18 protein-coding genes are annotated in these 18,351 nt (G+C 65.0%); 4 read left to right on the top strand and 14 right to left on the bottom strand.

Features of this window, described 5'->3' with window-relative positions; genetic code table 11:
- Nucleotides 1-19: 19 nt before the first annotated feature.
- The 3 genes from hemA to Q0O40_RS00965 all read left to right on the top strand — a co-directional run bounded on the left by hemA (nt 20) and on the right by Q0O40_RS00965 (nt 3,871).
- Complete coding sequence (hemA, locus tag Q0O40_RS00955; protein WP_295525020.1) at nt 20-1,240, top strand: 5-aminolevulinate synthase; 1,221 nt, start codon at nt 20-22, stop codon at nt 1,238-1,240.
- A 208-nt stretch (nt 1,241-1,448) separates the two neighbouring features.
- Nucleotides 1,449-3,041, top strand: a complete 1,593-nt coding sequence (crtD, locus tag Q0O40_RS00960) for a 1-hydroxycarotenoid 3,4-desaturase CrtD (RefSeq protein ID WP_295525022.1) — start codon at nt 1,449-1,451, stop codon at nt 3,039-3,041.
- Nucleotides 2,972-3,871 carry a hydratase gene (locus Q0O40_RS00965; RefSeq protein WP_295525024.1) on the top strand — a complete coding sequence of 300 codons (900 nt, stop codon included), beginning with the start codon at nt 2,972-2,974 and terminating at the stop codon, nt 3,869-3,871. The genes crtD (Q0O40_RS00960) and Q0O40_RS00965 overlap by 70 nt, the downstream gene beginning before the upstream one ends.
- On the opposite strand, the gene Q0O40_RS00970 is transcribed toward Q0O40_RS00965, so the two are convergent.
- From Q0O40_RS00970 to Q0O40_RS01025, 12 genes are all read right to left on the bottom strand, one after another.
- Nucleotides 3,839-3,997 carry a hypothetical protein gene (locus Q0O40_RS00970; protein ID WP_295525027.1) on the bottom strand — a complete coding sequence of 53 codons (159 nt, stop codon included), beginning with the start codon at nt 3,995-3,997 and terminating at the stop codon, nt 3,839-3,841. The genes Q0O40_RS00965 and Q0O40_RS00970 overlap by 33 nt on opposite strands.
- Nucleotides 3,997-4,707 (bottom strand): hypothetical protein, encoded by a 711-nt coding sequence (locus Q0O40_RS00975; protein ID WP_295525030.1) that lies wholly within the window; start codon nt 4,705-4,707, stop codon nt 3,997-3,999. The genes Q0O40_RS00970 and Q0O40_RS00975 overlap by 1 nt, the downstream gene beginning before the upstream one ends.
- A 66-nt stretch (nt 4,708-4,773) precedes the next feature.
- On the bottom strand, nt 4,774-5,928 hold the full coding sequence (gene pufC, locus Q0O40_RS00980; protein WP_295525033.1) for a photosynthetic reaction center cytochrome PufC: 1,155 nt from the start codon (nt 5,926-5,928) through the stop codon (nt 4,774-4,776).
- Nucleotides 5,925-6,899: a photosynthetic reaction center subunit M gene (gene pufM, locus Q0O40_RS00985; protein WP_295525036.1), complete on the bottom strand. Its 975-nt coding sequence runs from the start codon at nt 6,897-6,899 to the stop codon at nt 5,925-5,927. The genes pufC and pufM overlap by 4 nt, the downstream gene beginning before the upstream one ends.
- Nucleotides 6,900-6,916: 17 nt before the next feature.
- A complete protein-coding gene (gene pufL / locus Q0O40_RS00990; protein ID WP_295525038.1) occupies nt 6,917-7,756 on the bottom strand; it encodes a photosynthetic reaction center subunit L in 840 nt (279 codons plus the stop codon).
- A gap of 133 nt (nt 7,757-7,889) precedes the next feature.
- On the bottom strand, nt 7,890-8,081 hold the full coding sequence (pufA, locus tag Q0O40_RS00995; RefSeq protein ID WP_295525041.1) for a light-harvesting antenna LH1, alpha subunit: 192 nt from the start codon (nt 8,079-8,081) through the stop codon (nt 7,890-7,892).
- A 15-nt stretch (nt 8,082-8,096) separates the two neighbouring features.
- On the bottom strand, nt 8,097-8,318 hold the full coding sequence (pufB, locus tag Q0O40_RS01000) for a light-harvesting antenna LH1, beta subunit (RefSeq protein ID WP_295525042.1): 222 nt from the start codon (nt 8,316-8,318) through the stop codon (nt 8,097-8,099).
- 142 nt (nt 8,319-8,460) lie between these two features.
- The gene (gene bchZ / locus Q0O40_RS01005; RefSeq protein WP_295525044.1) at nt 8,461-9,906 is read right to left on the bottom strand and encodes a chlorophyllide a reductase subunit Z; all 1,446 of its coding nucleotides are present in this window, start codon (nt 9,904-9,906) and stop codon (nt 8,461-8,463) included.
- Nucleotides 9,903-11,339, bottom strand: coding sequence for a chlorophyllide a reductase subunit Y (gene bchY / locus Q0O40_RS01010; protein ID WP_295525078.1), 1,437 nt, complete (start codon nt 11,337-11,339; stop codon nt 9,903-9,905). Before bchY ends, bchZ begins: the two co-directional genes overlap by 4 nt.
- A gap of 88 nt (nt 11,340-11,427) precedes the next feature.
- Complete coding sequence (locus Q0O40_RS01015) at nt 11,428-12,411, bottom strand: chlorophyllide a reductase iron protein subunit X (RefSeq protein WP_295525046.1); 984 nt, start codon at nt 12,409-12,411, stop codon at nt 11,428-11,430.
- On the bottom strand, nt 12,408-13,334 hold the full coding sequence (gene bchC, locus Q0O40_RS01020) for a chlorophyll synthesis pathway protein BchC (protein WP_295525048.1): 927 nt from the start codon (nt 13,332-13,334) through the stop codon (nt 12,408-12,410). The genes Q0O40_RS01015 and bchC overlap by 4 nt, the downstream gene beginning before the upstream one ends.
- Before the next feature lie 90 nt (nt 13,335-13,424).
- Nucleotides 13,425-14,549 carry a methyltransferase gene (locus Q0O40_RS01025; RefSeq protein ID WP_295525051.1) on the bottom strand — a complete coding sequence of 375 codons (1,125 nt, stop codon included), beginning with the start codon at nt 14,547-14,549 and terminating at the stop codon, nt 13,425-13,427.
- 56 nt (nt 14,550-14,605) lie between these two features.
- Between Q0O40_RS01025 and crtD (Q0O40_RS01030) the strand changes: the two genes are divergently transcribed.
- A complete protein-coding gene (gene crtD / locus Q0O40_RS01030) occupies nt 14,606-16,186 on the top strand; it encodes a 1-hydroxycarotenoid 3,4-desaturase CrtD (RefSeq protein ID WP_295525054.1) in 1,581 nt (526 codons plus the stop codon).
- Between the two features lie 3 nt (nt 16,187-16,189).
- On the opposite strand, the gene bchO is transcribed toward crtD (Q0O40_RS01030), so the two are convergent.
- Together bchO and Q0O40_RS01040 are read right to left on the bottom strand one after the other, a co-directional pair.
- Entirely contained in the window at nt 16,190-17,095 is a 906-nt protein-coding gene (gene bchO, locus Q0O40_RS01035) for an alpha/beta fold hydrolase BchO (RefSeq protein ID WP_295525057.1), read from the bottom strand.
- A partial coding sequence (locus tag Q0O40_RS01040; protein WP_295525059.1) for a VWA domain-containing protein occupies nt 17,092-18,351 on the bottom strand: 1,260 nt, incomplete at its 5' end. The genes bchO and Q0O40_RS01040, both read right to left, overlap by 4 nt.

Consider the following 18,351-nt stretch of genomic DNA (forward strand, 5'->3'; position numbering starts at 1 on the left):
ATTCTTGGGGAGTGTTGAAATGGATTATGAGGCTTTTTTCCGCGCGCAGCTCGACACACTGAAAGACGACGGGCGCTACCGGATATTTGCCGAACTGGAACGCAAGGCTGGCGCATTCCCTCGCGCGCGCCACCATACCGAAGATGGCGTCAACGAGGTCACGGTGTGGTGCTCCAACGATTATCTTGGCATGGGCCAGCATCCCAAGGTGCTGGCTGCGATGCATGAATCGCTCGATAGCTGCGGCGCTGGCGCCGGGGGCACGCGCAACATTTCGGGCACCACGCATGCGCATGTCCAGCTTGAGGCTGAGCTGGCCGACCTTCATGGCAAGGAAGCAGCGCTGCTGTTCACCAGCGGCTATGTCTCCAACTGGGCGGCGCTCAGCACGCTCGCATCGCGTCTCCCCAATTGTGTCGTGCTGTCCGATGCGCTCAATCATGCCTCGATGATCGAAGGTATTCGCCACAGCCGCGCCGAATGCATTCGCTTTGCGCATAACGATCCCGCCGACCTCGACCGCAAGCTGGCCGCGATCGATCCCTCGCGGCCCCGGCTCGTGGCGTTTGAAAGCGTCTACTCGATGGACGGCGATATTGCCCCGATCGCCGAGATCCTTGATGTCTGCGAGAAGCACGGCGCGATGTCGTATATCGACGAAGTGCATGCGGTGGGCCTCTATGGCGCGCGCGGCGGCGGCATTGCCGAGCGCGAAGGGCTGATGGACCGGATCACCGTGATCGAAGGCACGCTGGGCAAGGCGTTTGGCGTGATGGGTGGCTATATCGCCGGAACCGCCGCGATGTGCGATTTCGTGCGCAGCTTTGCCAGCGGCTTTATCTTCACGACCGCCCTGCCGCCCGCGCTGGCAGCCGGCGCGACCGCCAGCATCCGCCACCTGAAGAACAGCAACGCCGAGCGCACGGCGCACCAGACCCGCGTGGCCGAAGTGCGCAAGCGGCTTGACCAGATCGGCATCCCTACGGTCGACAACCCCAGCCACATCATTCCGATCATGGTCGGCGATCCGCACAAGTGCAAAAGGATCAGCGACTGGCTGCTCGAGCATCATGGCATCTACGTGCAGCCGATCAATTATCCGACCGTGCCGATGGGTACCGAGCGTCTGCGCGTCACGCCGTCGCCGGTCCACACGCCGGGCGACATCGACCGGCTGGTGAGCGCGCTCTCCGAGATCTGGTCAATGTGCGAGCTGGCCCGCCGCGCCATGGCCGCCTGATCATCCTTGGAACCAACGCATGCAAAGCGTCCCCGGACCAAGTCCGGGGACGCTTTGCATTGCGCAGCTTTCTGGCTGCGATCCCTGAAAGCGTCCGGCTTCGGCAGCCTCCACCTACTGTCAACACGGCTTAACATAGTGCTTGTCAAAAGATTTTGACACATGCTAGCCTTGCGACATGACTTGCCTCTTTCCCTTCTGCTAGATCATGGCGCAACCGCCGATCCTGATCATCGGTGCCGGAGTCGCGGGTCTCAGCGCGGCAGCGCTGCTGGCGGCGCGGGGCGAACCGGTTGTCGTGCTCGAACGCCACGGCCACCCCGGCGGCAAGCTGCGCGAAGTGACTGCAGGCGGCCAACAGGTCGATGCCGGGCCCACCGTGTTCACCATGCGCTGGGTGTTTGAGCGCCTGTTTGCCGAAGCAGGCGGCGATTTTGACAGCGCCATCAAGCTTATCCCCACGCACATCTTGGCGCGCCACGCTTGGGACGGCGAGCGCCAGTTCGATCTATTCGCCGATCAGGGCGAAAGCGAGGCCGCCATCGGGGACTTCTTTGGTGCGCGAGAGGCGGCGGGCTACCGGGACTTTTGCCGCGAGGCGCGCAATATCTTCGAGGTGCTGCGCGAATCGTTTCTCGATGCCACCCTGCCAACGCCGCTCTCGATGATGCAGCGAATCGGTTGGGCGAAGTTGCCAACTGCGCTCGCCATCCGGCCGCACCAGCCCCTGTGGCGTGCAGTCTCGCGGCATTTTCGGGATCCCCGGCTGCGGCAGCTGTTTGGGCGTTATGCCACGTATTGCGGATCATCGCCCTTTGTCGCGCCCGCCACCCTGATGCTGATCGCGCATGTCGAGCGCGAGGGTGTCTGGCTGGTCGAAGGCGGCATGCATGCGGTTGCCAAAGCGATCGAGCGGCTGGCGCGCGCCAATGGCGCGATTTTCCGCTACAATGCGCATGTCAGCGAAATACTCGTCGAGAATGGCCGCGCCTGCGGCGTCAGGCTGGCGGGGGGTGAGGAAGTTCGCGCCCGCGCGATCGTCTGCAACGGCGATCCGGCGGCACTGTCGATCGGCCTGTTCGGCGCAGCAGCGCGCACCGCAACGCCGCCGGTGCCGGCGGCGCAGCGCTCGCTCTCCAGCTTCACCTGGATGCTGAACGCGGCAACCTCCGGAAGTTTCCCGCTGGTCCGCCACAACGTGTTCTTTTCGCCGGATTACAAGGCAGAGTTCGACGCGATCTTCCGCGATCGCAAAGTGCCGGCGCGCCCGACCATCTACATTTGTGCGCAAGACCGCGACGACGGCGGCGGACGCACCGGCACCGGGCCAGAACGGCTCCAGTTGATCGTTAACGCTCCGCCCATCGGCGACACCCATCACTTCTCTGAAACGGAGAGAGCCACATGCGAGACGCAAACATTCGCCTTCCTGGCAGCCTGTGGCCTGACGATCGAGCGCACGGCGCCGTCATCAGTTCCGGCCTCAACACCGGCAGCGGTGCTGGTTACCCCGACGGATTACGAGGGCTTGTTCCCGGCGACCGGCGGAGCGCTTTATGGTCGGGCGAACCACGGGTGGCAGGCGCCGTTCCAGCGGCCCGGCTCGGCAAGTCGCCTGCCGGGGCTCTATCTGGCGGGCGGCGGGACTCATCCGGGCGCCGGGATCCCGATGGCGAGCTTATCCGGGCGGCTGGCGGCAGGCCAGCTGTTGGCGGACCTGCCTTCGATGCCGTGGTCCCAGCCGGGGGATATGCCTGGTGGTACATCGACGCGCTCAGCGACGACGGCCGCCACGGCCTGACCATCATTGCCTTTATCGGCAGCGTGTTCTCGCCCTACTATCACTGGTCGGGGCGCGGTGATCCGGAAAATCACGTTGCCATGAACGTCGCGCTCTATGGCCCAAAGGGCGGCTGGGCGATGACCGAGCGCGGCCGCGGATCGCTCCATTGCACGCACGACACGCTGGCGATCGGACCGAGCAGCATGGCATGGGACGGCACCAAGCTGACCATCGACCTCGCCGAAGTAACCGCGCCGTTTCCCTCACGCATCCGGGGCCGGATCATGCTCCATCCGCGCGTTATGCCGGGCACGTTGTGGCCGCTGGACGCTGCCGGTTGCCATGCCTGGCGGCCGATAGCCCCGCGCGCAGTCGTGGAGGTCGATCTGGGCAGCCCCAACTTGCGCTGGCGCGGTGAGGGCTATTTCGACAGCAACGCCGGGATCGAGCCGCTGGAACATGCCTTTGCCGATTGGCACTGGTCGCGTGCGCATCTGCAGCGCGATACGGTGGTGATGTATGAAGGCAATCGGCGCGACGGTTCAGACTTTGCGATGGGGCTGCGCTTTGCCGAAAGCGGCGCCATCGACGAGATCGCCTTGCCGCCTTCGCAGACCTTGCCGAAGACCCTGTGGCGGGTGTCGCGCCGTGCTCGGGCCGATCAGGGCCATCCCGCCGCAATCCGCCGCACCTGGGAGGATACGCCGTTCTACGCGCGCACCGCGCTGACGGCGCGGGTTCTGGGCGAAGATGCCGAGATCGTGCATGAAAGCCTGTCGCTGGACCGGCTGACCAACCCGGTCGTGCGGCTGATGCTACCCTTCCGGATGCCCCGTTTCGTCAGATGAAGGCTGGTCCGCTTCGCGCAGCGAGCGGCGAACCGACCAATATTGCCAGGCGCAAAAGCCGAGCGGCAGCGCCGCCGACAGTGTCATTTCGATCAGGCCGATGTTGTTGCCGATCCAAGCTGACATCAGCGTAAGCTCCCTGCTGCGGCACGGGCCCGTCCGAATGTGAACCAGGCAATCAGCGCGACGCCAATGATGCTGGGGATCGCCCAGATGACCGGATTGAACACATGGTCTGGCACCAGCCGGATCAGGCCGACCGACAGAAATGCGGTATAGGCCGAAATCCCCATGCCCAGCAACGAGCGAAAATGTTCGGCGACATGGCCGCCGCGCGGCGGCCGCGCGCGCCAGATATAGAACAACTGGGTCGCCGTGGCGATCAATCCGATCAGCGCGACCAGCGCCATCAAGGGCTGGCCGGTCCACAGTCCATAGACCCCGCAATTGAGCGCTGACACGGTCACGGCAGCAAACACCAGCTGGTGGCGCGGCCGGCGCAGCGCTTCGCGGCGCGAACGGTGCCGCACGACGCTCAGCCCATAATCGGCAAAGGATAATGTCAGCATGCCGAGGTACAGCATCATCCAGCCGAACAGGCCGCGAAACAGCACCCGGTCCTTGATCATCGGCAAGCGTTGTTCAGGCCCGAAGAGCGAAAGCAGCGCCATCGCTATCGCCAGAACGCCCGCCGCCATGAACGCGCGGGCCGCTATCTGGCCCCATGAGCGGTGGCTGGCTCCGCCCTTGACCACCGCGATCGGCACCCAAAATGAAACGAGACCCACGGTCCCGCAGATCACATGAAGAACGACGATGGATTCAAAAAGGCTCATGAACCATCATCTCGCCCGGGCGCTGAGAGCCCCGCGCCGCCTTTGCAGGCGGCGCGGGTGCCATCATCAATGCGCTGGTGTGGACTTCTTGGGCCCGGTGCTGGCCGGCGCGCCAGACACAGCGGCCGCGGCAACTGCCGGCGCGGCAGCAGCCCCATCTTCCGCCGGTGCGGCGGCGGCTGGCGCAGGTTCCATCCCGGCAGGAGGTCCGACCGGCCCCTTTAGCGACGGCGCCATCGAGATCATGCTGACCCCGCCCAGCGGCTTGTTCTGGCCCTGGTGGCAGGTGAGGCAATTGACCTTGTAGGGATCACCCAGCGGGCCCTTGCGGTGCGCCGGCATCACCGAGGCAAGGCCATTGATATAGCCTTCGTTGACATCGCGGACCATGCGAATGCCGTAGTAGGCGGTCACGCGCTGCGGGCGGCTGTTCGGCCACGAACGGAACGAGTCCGTATTGTGGCAGAAGGTGCAGTTCACCCCGAGCCCCGTGCTCATATGCATCATCAGACCATAGGTCTTTTCTGCATCCTTGGTCGACACAACGTGGTTGGGCGAGGGCAGGCGCGAGTCGCTGGCAACCCGGATCTGCGACTTGCCCTGGAAATAGGTCGAGAATGCGTTGTTCGGCAGCGACGCATAGGAGACGTCAATGTCGGGCGCATTCTGGCCAAACTTGTTGCCGGTGATCGTCGACGGGTTGATCGACCCGGGCTTGACCGCCCAGATGTTCGCCGGAACCGCGTTGCCACGGTGACAGGTATAGCAAGTCACCCCGGTCTGCTTGACATGGTTTGACCAGCGGCTGTTGATCTGCTGCGTCATCTGCAACATGCGCCGCGCCACGACCTTGGTATACTTCTCATCCGAGGCCATGTTTTCAGGGTTGTGGCAATAGTTGCAGCCTTGCTCGGGCGGCGCGATCCACTGGTTCATCTGCGCCATCAGCAGATTGAACTCTTCGGTCCGCACGTTGCCGAGCACCTGCACGTTCTTGTAAGAGACCGACGAGAGCGGGCCCAGATCGGCAGGCAGATCGTAGGGCTTGGCCGGGATCACCGCCGCCGGGATCTTCAGGCGGGGATTATTGACTTGGTTCATGCCGGTGCCGCGATAGCCGAGCTGATCGCTCTGCTTCGGGCCGATCTCGCAGCCGCCAAGGGCCAGCGAGAGTACGGCGATGGAACCGGCGATTGTTGCCTTTTTTATATATCCAATCATGGCGTTGCTCCCGGAAGAGTAGCTGGATCGACGACACCTGTGGTCGGATACGATGGCGCATAGCCATGCTGCATCGCCCACAGATACCAGTTATCGACGACGGTACCGGTCAACAATATGCCTATTCCGCCACTCAGCGTGGTCAACACGGCGAACCACCAGGCCCAGCGATGGATCGATTCCATCGTGGCATTGAAGCCCATCGTCCAGCGCCAGAACAAGGCGGCACGCTCCGAAGCGGTTCCACGATCGGTGATCTGCTCGATCTCGCGCTCACCGCCATAACGGCCGACCGCAAGAATGGTGGCGCCGTGCATCGCGAACAGCAAGGTCGATCCATAAAGGAACACGATCGAGAGGCAGTGGAACGGATTGTAGAACAAATTACCGTAGCGGATCGAGAATGCTGCGGTCCAGTCAAGGTGCGGGAAGATGCCATAAGGCACCGCCTCGGCCCAGCTGCCCATCATCATCGGCCGGATGAAGCCGAGGACGGCCATCAGCCAGATGGCGCTGAGGAATGCCCAGGAAACGTGCGTGCCCATGCCCAGTTCGCGTGCCCGCAGATACGTGCGTGCCCACCACAGCAGCACCGACGCGCTGAAGAAGAAGCCTGTGATGATGAACCAGCCGCCCTCATTCAGCGGCACCATGGCGCGAAAGCCCCACTCCGGGCCGGGCGGTTCAAGCGAAAGCCAAAAGAGCTGGCGAACGAATTGAACCGGATCCCAGCCCACCGAAGCGAACATGTTTAGCCCGATGATCTCGAATGCGATGATCCCGCAAAGCAGCGAAGCCGTGCCCAGACCGCCAAGATAGATCGGTCCGATTTGCGCATTGCCAATCTTGCCAAGGAGCCAGGCGAAGCCGGGATTACCGATCCTCGGAAAGCTGCCTTTGGGCAGGTCTGGCCCCATTTCGGCGGGTCCGCGTAGCTGGACCTGCGTGAAAATGTTTTGATATTGTGCCATTTTCGTCAATCTCCCCTTCAGGACCAGATCGGCAGGTTAAGCCACCAAGTCCACCATTCGGGCCAGCCGCGTGTCCAGAGCGGGCCGCTGATGATGATGCAGATCGCGCTCCAGAAGCCGGCCGACAAAGCCAGGAACAGACCCACGCGATGGATGCCAAGCGTGCCAACCGAATAGCCGATCGTGTCACGGAAAAAGGCATCTTCGTATTCGGGCGACTTCACTTCGCCGCGCACCCCGTTTGAATCCTTAGGGGGATTGACCGCCGACAACACCAGCGCGCCATGCAGCGAAAGCGCCAGCGTGGTCGTGAAGAAGAAGGTCACCGCGATCATATGCGCTGGATTGTAGTGGAAGTGAAGATATTGGTAGCCCGTGTTCGAGACCCAATCGAGATGGCTAAAGATGCCATAAGGAAAGCCGAAACCCCACGCACCCAGCATCAACGGCCGGATGACCACGAGCGAAGTGTAGGCAAAGATCGCAAAGCCGAACGCGAACGGAACATGATAACCCATGCCCAGTTTGCGGCAGATTTCAACTTCGCGCAGCGCCCATGAGACGAACGCGCCGAGTGCGCAGATCGTGATGATCTGCCAGTCGCCGCCCTTGGTCAGCGGTGCCAACGCCAGACCATAGCTGATGTCCGGCGGAGCGATGCTGATCAACCACGGGTTCCACGTTGGCCCGCGAGACGCCGAATAAAAGATCAACAGGGTGCCCAGCGCCGCGAAAAGCGCGCCGATGATCCCGAAAAATCCAACATAAAACGGTCCGAACCAGTAATCGAACAGGTCGCCGCCAATCAGCGTTCCCCCTCGCACCCGGTATTTTCGCTCGAAGCTCAGCAACGCCATGGCTATCTCTCCGCACCCGCCGATCGGGTGGTTCGTGTCCCAGAAACATTCGTTTAATGGGCGGGGATGGTCGAACTTGACCATCCCCGCCATGCCTGTAGTCGCGCCCCGAAGGACGCGACCGACAGTTTTGTTAGGTAGCCGGCGCTGCCACAGGCGCGACCGAAGCCGCTGCCACGGCAGGAGCCGGGGTGGGGGCTTCAAGCCAGTTGTACCTGTTGGTGCTGAGCAGGATGAAATGAATCAAGATTGCCAGCGTGAACAGGAAAATGGCAAGCGAGACCAGCGTACGACGCGGATCGAAAGTGCTCCACATTTTATGCATTGCGGAATTCCCTTCTTAGACCTTCTGGACTTCTTTGGCGAGAACTGGAGCCGACATGGCCATGCCAGCCTTGTACGGTGCAGTACCCGGGAACCATGGGCGCCACGACCAGACGAGGAAGTGAGCGATCACGGCCATTCCGACAAAGAAAGCCATACTAATGACGAAAAGGGTATGAAACTCTTTCGCCTCTTTCTCGGTTAGATAGGTCGTCAGACCTAGTTTTTCATCATGCATGGGGTATTCTCCTTGCTTCTAGTCTTGGAAGGATGCTGCATTTGCATCCTCCAGGCGATACCCAGAAGGTTTTCCCATCCGGATGAGGTAAGCCCCTCGAAGGGCTGATCGGTGGCTTCTTGCGCGCGCAAAAGAGAGGCGATCATGTCATCGCTCCCACTTTGATCGCCTCGGCAAGACGCTGTTCGGTAACGTGGGTTTCGCCGGCGCGGCGAGCGGCGCTTTCGGCCGCATCGCGGATGCGCTTGGCAGCCGAGATGCGCACCAGCACCGGCTGATCCTCAACCAGCTGATCAAGCCGCGCCTTGGCCGCGCTTTCCCAGGCAATCTCGCGTTCGATCCGCGCCGGGGTCGCCTCGACCTTGTCCAGCTGGCCAGCCAGCGGCAGGATATGAAACAGCGCCTCGAACAGGGCGTTGCACACTTCCTGCACGAGGTAGGTCGCGCCTGCGTAGCCCATGAACGGGGTGCCGGTATGGCGGCGGATCACCGCGCCGGGGAAGCTGGCCGGGATATAGACCCCGCGCCCGCCCGCTTCGGCCATATACATCCGCTCGTTGAAACTGCCGAACAGGATGAGCGGCGGATTGGTGGCGATGATGTTCTTGATCGCCTCGTTATCAGGCTTGGTCCCGGCGCAGCGCGAAAAGGCGAAATTGCAGGGCAGGCCCATGTCGTCTTCGAGGAACTTGCGAATGCCGCGCGCATACGTGTCGGTCGCCACGATCCCGAAGCTGGCGGTGCCGAAGAAGTCCTGCGTCACCGAGCGCCACAGATCCCACAACGGCTTGATCGTGGTGTGCTTCTCGCGCGCAATGAACGGCTCGGGATCAAGCCCGGTCAGTTCGCCCAGCTTGCGCAAAAACAGCGTGGTGCTTTCAAGGCCGATCGGCGCCTGCAGATAAGGTCGCTCCAGCGCCTCGCACAGGCCGCGGCCAAATTCGCGGTACATGCAGACGTTTACGCGGGCGAGCGCCAGCTTCTTCATGTCCGCCAGATGGCTGCCGAGCGGGAATACCATGCCGACCTCGGCCCCAATGCCCTCGATCAGGCGACGAATCTCGGCCAGATCGGAAGGCATGTTGAACGTGCCGTACATCGGGCCGATGATGTTGACCTTGGGCTTCTCGCCGTCGCGCAGCGGCTTCAGCTCCGGCACTTTCTTCGGGCCGAACTGGGTCCATAGCCAGGTGAGCGCGCGGTCGCCCGCCTGCCACTGGTCCTCATCGATCGTGCGCGGCAGGAAACGCTGCACATTGGTGCCCTCGGGCGTCACGCCGCCGCCGATCATCTCGGCGATCGAGCCGGTGACGACCACAGCGGGAAGATCGGGATCGAGCGTCTGCCACGCGCGCCGCATCGCGCCCTCGGTGCCATCGCGGCCAAGCTCCTGCTCGCCCAGACCCGTGACGACAATCGGCAGCTCGTGCGGCGGCAAAGCGTCGGTATAGTGCAGCACCGACGTCACCGGCAGGTTCTCGCAGCCGACGGGGCCGTCGATGATCACCTGCAACCCCTTGATCGCAGTGAACGCGTAGACCGCGCCCCAATAACCGCCTGCGCGATCATGATCGATGACATACGTCATGTGCCGATGTGCTCCTCCGCCTTCGCGGCGGCGATGCGTTTGGCGGCATATTTGGCCTTGAATTCGGGGCGGTCGACCGGGGTATCTTCCCACACACCGGCGGCAGCGCCTGTGCCCACGCCTTCGAAAAACGCGGTCATCTTGTCGAACCGATGCTGGTTGCCCAGCGCAGCATTGACCACCATGGCGAGGCTGCCCGCCCCGGCCGGCCCCATCAGCGGCCGCGCCGAGATGAGATTGGTGAAGTAAAGCGCGGGAATGGCCTTTTGCTTGGCATGCTGCACCACAGGCGTGGTGCCGATCGCCAGATCCGGGCCATATTCCGCAATCGCGGCGATGTCCTGCTCAAGGCTGGCGCGATATTGCACACGGCAACCATGCGCCGCGAGCCATTCGCGATCAGGATCGGACCAGACCGTGCGCGGGCAGGCGGTGCCGACATAGGGCACCTCGGCACCGCTTTCGATCAGCAGGCGGGCGACAAGCAGCTCGGAGCCTTCATAGCCCGAAACGGTGATCCGCCCCTTGATCGGCTTGGCCGCCAGTGCGCCGCGAATGGCGGGAATGAACGTGTTCTTGGCCGCATCGACCTTGTCCTGCGCAATCCCGCAGGCAGCGCCAATCGCATCGAGCCAGGCCGCTGTGCCATCCACGCCGACAGGGGCCGAGCCGACCACTGTCCGCCCGGCGGCTTCAAACTCGCGGATGCTGGCGGTGTAAAACGGATGGATTGCGCCGACCACGGCGCAATCGAGCGCCTGATAAAGCTCGCGCCATTCGCGCGTTGGCACGACCGGCCCGGCGGCAAGGCCCAGCGGCTCCAGCATCAGCCCGATCCCCGGCGGGTCGGCGGGGAACATCTCGCCCAGCAAGGTGACCGTCGGCCGGTCCGCGCGCTGCCGGGGCGCGGCAACCGGGCCCAGTTCGGCTTCGCGCCGCGCATAGGCGAGCATGGCCCCGGCCAGCACATCCTTGGCCTCGGCATGGGTGGGCACGCCAAAGCCCGGCACATCGATGCCGATCACGCGCACGCCGTTGATCTGATCGGGCAAGAGCTGGAGCGGCACGCCCGAGGCAGTCGGCACGCATAGATTGGTCACCACGATGGTGTCGTAAAGCGCCGGATCAGCCAGCCCTTCGACCGCTTCCTTGATGTCTTCAAACAGCTTGCCGGTGACCAGCGTCTCCGATGAAAACGGCACATAGCCGACGCTGCGCTTGGCCCCATAGAAATGCGAGGTGAAAGTAAGCCCATAGACGCAGCATGCCGAGCCCGAGAGCACCGTGGCGGTGCGGCGCATGCGCAGGCCCACGCGCAGCGATCCGAACGCCGGGCACATCGATTGCGGCTGGTCGTGCGGCCCTTTCGGATAATCCGCCGCGTAGCGGGCCAACACATCGGATTTCCCGGCCAGAACCGCCGCATCGCGCATCGTATCCTTCGATCCGCAGCCGCCTGCTTCGGCGGCTGCCAGATCGATCCGGTCGCGATCGCGGAGAGGTGTCTGGGTGGTCACGCCGTCAGACCGTGTCGTACACGACTTCGAGGGTCGGCTTGATCACGAAGTCGGTGCCGCGCATGTCGGCCTGCGTCGCGGGCTTCAGCGCAAAATCGGCGCCGGTCACATCGGCGCTGAACAAGTTCAGCAAGCCATCCTGATCGAGCGGCGTCGGGCGCAGCGGCGGGGCCTCGGCCACATTGATCGCCAGTTCCTCGAACAACGAGGCCCACTGGCCGCCGGGCTTGCCGATGATCTGGTAGTTCGCGCTCTTCTTGCGGATATCCTCGTTGGCCGGGATCGCGGTCAGCACCGGAATGCCCACCGCCTCGGCAAAAGCATTGGCCTCGCCCGTGCCGTCGTCCTTGTTGAGGATCATGCCGGCCACGCCGACATTGCCGCCCATCTTGCGGAAGTATTCGACCGCTTTGCAGACATTGTTCGCCACATAGAGCGACTGCAGATCGTTCGATGCGACGACGATCACCTTCTGGCACATGTCGCGCGCGATCGGCAGACCGAACCCGCCGCAAACCACATCGCCCAGAAAATCGAGCAGCACATAATCAAAGCCCCACTCGTGGAAGCCCAGCTTCTCGAGCGTCTCGAACCCGTGAATGATCCCGCGTCCGCCGCAGCCGCGGCCGACTTCAGGCCCGCCCAGCTCCATCGCGAACACACCGTCGCGCATGAAGCAGACGTCTTCGATGCCGATTTCTTCGCCCGCGAGCTTCTTTTTCGAACTGGTCTCGATGATCGTGGGGGTGGATTTGCCGCCAAACAGCAGGCTGGTGGTATCGCTCTTGGGATCGCAACCGATCAGCAACACCCGCTTGCCCTGCTGCGCCATCATGTAGCTGAGATTGGCCAGCGCGAACGATTTGCCGCTCCCGCCCTTGCCATAGATCGCGATGATCTGGGTTTCCTTGGTCACCGGGCCGGTGGCCACCGCATCTGGCTCGATCGCGGCTTCTTCGCGCAGCGATTTCGGGTCAAACACACTCATATTACTCTCCAGTCGAGCACCATTTTCAGGCAAGCCGGGTCGTTGAACGCCTGCGGATAGGCCTCGACGGCCTCTCCGGCAGGGCGGGCGTGGCTGATGAGGCCGCCTAGATCGAGCGTCCCGGCTTCGAGCAGCGCGATGACAGCGGCGACATCCGCAGGGGTAAATTCAGCGGCGATGCGCATCCGCGCCTCGCGCATGAAGGCAGGCGGGAAAGCAAACGACAGGCGGTCATAGAACCCGGCGAGCACGACCTCGCCGCCCTTGCGCAGCCTGGCAAATGCGATGTCGAGCACATCGGGCGCGCCGCTTGCATCGCAAATCAAGGCATAATCGCGGCGCTCATCGGCGGCGGGATCAATCGCGGTGTTATGCAAATCTTCGCGGCGATCGGGGTTGGTTTCCCACACCGTCGGCGCCGCGCCGCCCATGGCGACCGTGATCCGCGCGACCAGCCGGCCCAGAATGCCGTGGCCGATTACCAGTTCGGGAATCCCGCCACCCGCGATCGCATGACGCGCGGTTGCCGCCAGCGCCAGCAAGATGCCATCGCGGCCCAGCGATTCGCTGATCGGGATGGCGCGGGCATGGGGCAGGATGACCGTGCGCGCGGTGCCGCCGAACAGACCGCGCGCACCATCATAGCAATTGGCACCGGGCACAAACACCCATTCACCGATTCGTCCGCGCGCCTCAGCGCCGGCATCGACAATGCGGCCTATCGATTCGTAACCGGGAACCAGCGGATATCCCATGCCCGGAAAACTCGGCATGCGGCCCGCCCAAAGCAGCTTTTCGGTGCCCGAGGAAATTCCACTCCAGTCGATCTCGACCCGAACATCACCCGCCGCCATCGGAGACAGCGTCAAGGATCGCAGCGCGAGCCTTTCCGGTGCTTCCAATATGACTGCCAAAGTGTCCACCCGTCGATCCCCTGTTGCGGCGATTGCGATCCGCCACAACCGTAACCTTAACTTGACGGTTTATGTTGTCAACCAGATTGGACACACGATTCAACGCGTCGCGATAATCGCGCTGGCGTTGAGCGGCATGGCGGTCGGCAGATTCCGCGTTTGCACAAAACCGGCCTCGCGCAGCATGGCTGCAATCTCTGCAGCGCTGCGCGGGCGCCCTGAGCCCATAGCGAGCAGATAGAAGCCAAAATAGGCGTCGCCCATCGTCTCGGCGCCGGGGGTCTGCGCCATGGGTTCGGCGATGAACAGCGCGCCGCCGGGGGGCAATGCCGTGTGAATGCTGCGCAGCAGCGTCATCGCGGGGCCATCGTCATGATCGTGCAAAACCCGGATAAGCGAAACGATATCATACCCTTGGGGTAGCGCATCGGCGAGGAAATCGCCGCCGAACACGGTTGTCCGTGAGGCGAGTCCTGCCGCCTCGAATCGCGCCTTGGCGCGATCGACGACAGCGGGAAGGTCGAACAGTCCCAGTTCAAGGCCCGGCACCCGCCCGCCGACTGCAGTCAGGAAAGCGCCCTCGCCGCCGCCGACATCGAGCAGGCGGCGATGCTTGTGAAACGAATAGGCGTTGATCGCCTGCGCCGCGACCATTGGCTGCGATGCGGCCATCAGCGCCGAATAATCGGCCACCGCGGCGGCCTCCCCGGTGCCCGCTTGCTCGGCATAATGCCACAGCCGCGACAAGGCCCCGCCCCCGCCGCCGCGCCGCAGCAGCGCCACCGGATCGGCCAGATCGGCATAGAACAAGCGGTGGTGCGCGATCATCTCGGCGATCCCGCGATTGCCGCGCAGCGCTGCGCCGCTTCCGCCCAGAACCCACGCCGCGCCCACCGATTCGGCCAGCCCCAGTGCCGCCGCAGCGCGCAGCAGGCGCAGCGCCCCCGCTTCGGGCAGATCGATTCGCGCCGCGATCGCGGCCACATCCTGCGCGCCATCGGCCAAGACATCGAGCAGCCCGGTCTCGATGCAGGCTGCCAGGATCTGCGAATAGGTGAACCCCGCGACCATATCGAACATCGCCCGCGCGCGTCGCTGGGCAATCGGCCGGGTGAGCGGGAAGCGGGCGGCAAAGTCCTGAAAACGCGGTGATGCGAGCAGCCGGTTGCGCCGGTCGATCCACCATCCGCGCCAACCGAGAGTATTCTTGTCGGGCGATTTCATATGTCCACTTTTGTGGACACCTGATAGCCTGCCGTCAATTGGAGGAATGAAGTTCGATGCAAGTGAGACGCCCAAGCCCGGACAGAGGGTCGGTGCAAGCGCGCGGCGTGGTCGTGATCGGCGGCGGGATCGGCGGGCTCGTCAGCGCGGCTTTGCTCGCGGCAAAGGGCTGCGATGTCACCCTGATAGAGGCAGCGGCCGGTCCCGGCGGCAAATTGCGCACGGTGATCTCAGGCGGCGCGGCGATCGACGGCGGACCAACCGTGTTCACCTTGCGCCGCGTGTTCGAGGATGTTTTCGCGGCATGCGGGGCCGATCTGGCGGATCATGTCACGATGCAGCCGGCCACCACGCTCGCCCGCCACGCCTGGGGAGACGCGCGGCTCGATCTGTTTGCCGATCCGGCGCGAAGCGAAGCCGCCATCGGCGATTTTGCCGGCCCCGCAGAAGCGCGCGGTTACCGCGCCTTTCGCGCCGAATCGCAGCGCCTGTTCGAAGCGCTCGACCGGCCGTTCCTCCATGGCAGCAAGACCAATCCCTTGACGCTGGGCTGGCGCATGGGCGCGCGCGGCTTGCCCGATTTCGTCAACTTGCGCCCGTTCACCACGATGGCGCGCGCGCTGGGCGGCTATTTCAAGGATCCGCGCCTCCGGCAATTGTTTGGCCGCTATGCCACGTATTGCGGGTCCTCCCCGTTCCAGTGCCCGGCCACGCTGATGCTGGTCGCGCATGCCGAGGCCAGCGGGGTGTGGCTGATCGATGGCGGGATGCACCGGCTGGCGCTGGCGCTCGAGGCGCTGGGCCGCAGCCAGGGCGTGCGCTTTCGCTATAATGCGCCGGTGCGCGAGATCGTGGTCGAACGGGGCCGCGCGGCGGGCGTGGTGCTGGCCAGCGGCGAACGGATCGCGGCCGGATCGGTGGTGTGCAACGCCGACGCTGCCGCACTTGGCGCCGGGCACTTGGGCGAAGCCGCCCGCCGCGCCGCCAGCCCGGTCCCGGCGCGCCGCCGCTCGCTGAGCGCGATGGTGTGGACCGCCAGCGCCCGCACCAGCGGCTTTCCGCTCACGCGCCACAACGTGTTCTTTTCCGATGACTACGCCGCCGAATTCGCCGCGCTCGCCGCCGGGCGGCTGGCCGATGCGCCCAGCGTCTATATCTGCGCGCAGGACCGCGATAGCGCCGGTGCCGCGCCCGGGGGCGCAGAACGTATTCAGATCATCGTCAACGCTCCGGCGATTGGCGATGGCGCGGGCTTCAGCGCGGCCGAGATCGCCGCCTGCCAGCGCCAGATGCTGGACACCGTCGCGCGGTCAGGGCTTTCGCTCGATCTCGAACCGGGGGCCGTGCTCACTACGCCATCCGAATTTGCCGGGCTTTTTCCCGCGACCGGCGGCGCGCTCTATGGCGCGGCTTCGCATGGCTGGGCGGCATCGTTCCAGCGGCAGGGCAGCCGCACGCGCATTCCGGGGCTTTATTGCGCAGGCGGCAGCACCCATCCCGGCGCGGGCGTGCCGATGGCGGCGCTTTCCGGCCGGCTTGCCGCCCATTGCCTGCTGCAGGATCAGGCCGCCCAGCGCCCGGCGCAATGGCGCATCGGCAATCTTCCCCGGCCAGCGAACCTCGAACCCGCCAAATAAGCGCTATTGCGGCGATGCCGCGAATTGGCGGATGAGCACGGCGACGTCGGCGGGGCGCTCTTCGTGCGCGAGGTGTCCCAGCGCGGCGAGCCGGGTGACGCGCGCGCCGCCGATCAGCGCCGCCGCCTCATGGGCGTTTGCCAGCGGGATCGCCGCATCGGCTTCGCCGTGCACCAGCAGCAGCGGGGCCTTGAGGCGCGGCAGATCGCGCTTCAGCGCGGCCAAATCCCAATCCGCCATCATCGTGATCGCGCCCGCGCAATGCCCCGGCGTGGCAAACAGCCGTTCGTAGTAGCCAGCGCCCTCGGCATCGATCTGCGAGCCGGTGCTGCGCGCGAGAAACCGCGCCGTCTCGCCCGGCCGCCGCGCGATCCCCGCGAAGAAATGCGGCGCGAACGGATTGACGAACAGCAGGCGCGCCAGCGTGGGAAACAGCTTTGCCGCCAATCCCGGAAACGGCAATAGCGCGGCGTTGAGGCCAACGATGCTGCGCGGGCTGACAACATCGTCCAGCGCCATGCGCAGGGCAATCGCCGCGCCTGCGGAATGGCCGACGACATGGATCGGCGCAAGATCCAGCGCTTTGAGCAATTTGCCGAGTTCGCGCGCCATGGCAGACATCGTCAATCCGCCCAGCGGACGCCCGGTGGTGAAGCCATGGCCCGGCAGATCGGGGGCGACGACGATGAAATCGGCCGCCAGCAATGGTGCCAGCGCGCGCCAGCTGTGGGTGGCAGCGCCGGTGCCATGGAGCAGGAGCAGCACCGGCTTGCCGCTATCCTCACGCCCGCTATCCTCAGGCCCGAAGACCTGCACATGCCAGCGCAGCCTGCCGCTTTCGACAAAGCGGCTGCGCGCGCGGCTTGGCCAGTCGCGCCCTTCGGCGTCCCAGCGCGGCGTCTGGCTCATGAAGGGGCCGAGGCCTTGACCGCAGCGTGCATCGTCGCCGCATCGGCGCGCGGCAGCGGCAGATAGCGGGCACGCATGGCCGCTGCCAGCGCCGCGCCTTCGGGCCGAGGGCGCACCGAGATATCGACAAAGGCAGAGGCGATATTGGCATTGCCCATCGCCCGCGCCGCCGCCTCGGCATCGGACTGGGCGAGCGCGCGCACCGCGCTGCCATCGGCGGCGATATTGGCGCGGCCATCGGTCAGGATCACCACGAACGGGGTCTTCCCCCGCGCGCGGGCCACTTCCGCCAGCTCGCGCGCCGCGTTCAACCCGGCGGCCAGCGGCGTCCCCCCGCCGCCCGGCAGCTCGGCCAGCGAGCGCCGAGCGCGGGCCAGCGAGCGGGTCGGCGGCAGCAGCAGCTCGGCCACCACCCCGCGAAACGCCACCAGCGCAACTTCGGCGCGCTTTACGTAAGCTTCGGCAAGCAAGAGCTCGACCGCGCCCTTGGCCTCGGCCAGCCGGGTGAGCGCGGCCGAGCCCGAGGCATCGACGGCAAAGATCGTCAGCGCCTGCGCGCGCGTTTCGAAGCGGCGCACGCGCAGATCATCGCGGCGCACCGACACCCGCCCCGCGCTGCCGCGCACTTTTTGCCAGGGGGCCGCCGCGCGCAAAGTATCGATCAGGCTCAATCGCACCCCGCCGCCGGGCACACCCGCGCGCGCGCCCATCGGCCGCCCCCGCGCATTCGATTTGCGCCGCTCGCCCGCCCCGCTCGCGCGTGTCGCGGCGCGCCCGCGCCCCGCCGCGATCCGCGCCAGCACATCCTTGGGCAAAGCCGCCAGCGCGGCGGCCAGCACCATGTCTTCGGGCGGCATCGGCTCGCTCTGCTCCTCGTCGCCCTGATCGGATTCGGGCGGCGGCGGCGGCTCTTGCGCTTCGCCGGGAGGCTCAGGTTCTGGCGCGGGTTCCGGCGCCGCCATCGGCACCCGCGTGGCGCGAGGCGCATAGACCAGCCGCGCCGCCAGCGCCGCGTCTTCTTCATCAATCGCATCGCGCCCGGCCAGCAGCGCCGCAGCACGCGCGGCGCGCAAGGCGAACAGCGGCGCGCGGGCGGAATCGATGCCCAGCGCGGCGGCGGTTGCGGCCAGCACTTCGAGGATCTGCGGCGAAGGCGCGGCAAAGGGGTGCATGTCACCTTGCTGCGGGTTCCAGCCGTCCCACGGCGTTGGCTCCCACCGGCCCTCATGGCCACCTAAAATTCGGACATGATCCTG

It is taken from the genome of Novosphingobium sp. Chol11 (assembly GCF_945870625.1).
In the GTDB taxonomy this organism is placed as follows: domain Bacteria; phylum Pseudomonadota; class Alphaproteobacteria; order Sphingomonadales; family Sphingomonadaceae; genus Novosphingobium.

Bases quoted from the DNA above. Each gene is read 5' to 3' on its own strand.
- hemA (WP_295525020.1), top strand. From the start codon at position 20: ATGGATTATGAGGCTTTTTTCCGCGCGCAGCTCGACACACTGAAAGAC.
- crtD (WP_295525022.1), top strand. From the start codon at position 1,449: ATGGCGCAACCGCCGATCCTGATCATCGGTGCCGGAGTCGCGGGTCTC.
- Q0O40_RS00970 (WP_295525027.1), bottom strand. From the start codon at position 3,997: ATGTCAGCTTGGATCGGCAACAACATCGGCCTGATCGAAATGACACTG.
- Q0O40_RS00975 (WP_295525030.1), bottom strand. From the start codon at position 4,707: ATGAGCCTTTTTGAATCCATCGTCGTTCTTCATGTGATCTGCGGGACC.
- pufC (WP_295525033.1), bottom strand. From the start codon at position 5,928: ATGATTGGATATATAAAAAAGGCAACAATCGCCGGTTCCATCGCCGTA.
- pufM (WP_295525036.1), bottom strand. From the start codon at position 6,899: ATGGCACAATATCAAAACATTTTCACGCAGGTCCAGCTACGCGGACCC.
- pufL (WP_295525038.1), bottom strand. From the start codon at position 7,756: ATGGCGTTGCTGAGCTTCGAGCGAAAATACCGGGTGCGAGGGGGAACG.
- pufA (WP_295525041.1), bottom strand. From the start codon at position 8,081: ATGCATAAAATGTGGAGCACTTTCGATCCGCGTCGTACGCTGGTCTCG.
- pufB (WP_295525042.1), bottom strand. From the start codon at position 8,318: ATGCATGATGAAAAACTAGGTCTGACGACCTATCTAACCGAGAAAGAG.
- bchZ (WP_295525044.1), bottom strand. From the start codon at position 9,906: ATGACGTATGTCATCGATCATGATCGCGCAGGCGGTTATTGGGGCGCG.
- bchY (WP_295525078.1), bottom strand. From the start codon at position 11,339: ATGCGCGATGCGGCGGTTCTGGCCGGGAAATCCGATGTGTTGGCCCGC.
- Q0O40_RS01015 (WP_295525046.1), bottom strand. From the start codon at position 12,411: ATGAGTGTGTTTGACCCGAAATCGCTGCGCGAAGAAGCCGCGATCGAG.
- Q0O40_RS01025 (WP_295525051.1), bottom strand. From the start codon at position 14,549: ATGAAATCGCCCGACAAGAATACTCTCGGTTGGCGCGGATGGTGGATC.
- crtD (WP_295525054.1), top strand. From the start codon at position 14,606: ATGCAAGTGAGACGCCCAAGCCCGGACAGAGGGTCGGTGCAAGCGCGC.
- bchO (WP_295525057.1), bottom strand. From the start codon at position 17,095: ATGAGCCAGACGCCGCGCTGGGACGCCGAAGGGCGCGACTGGCCAAGC.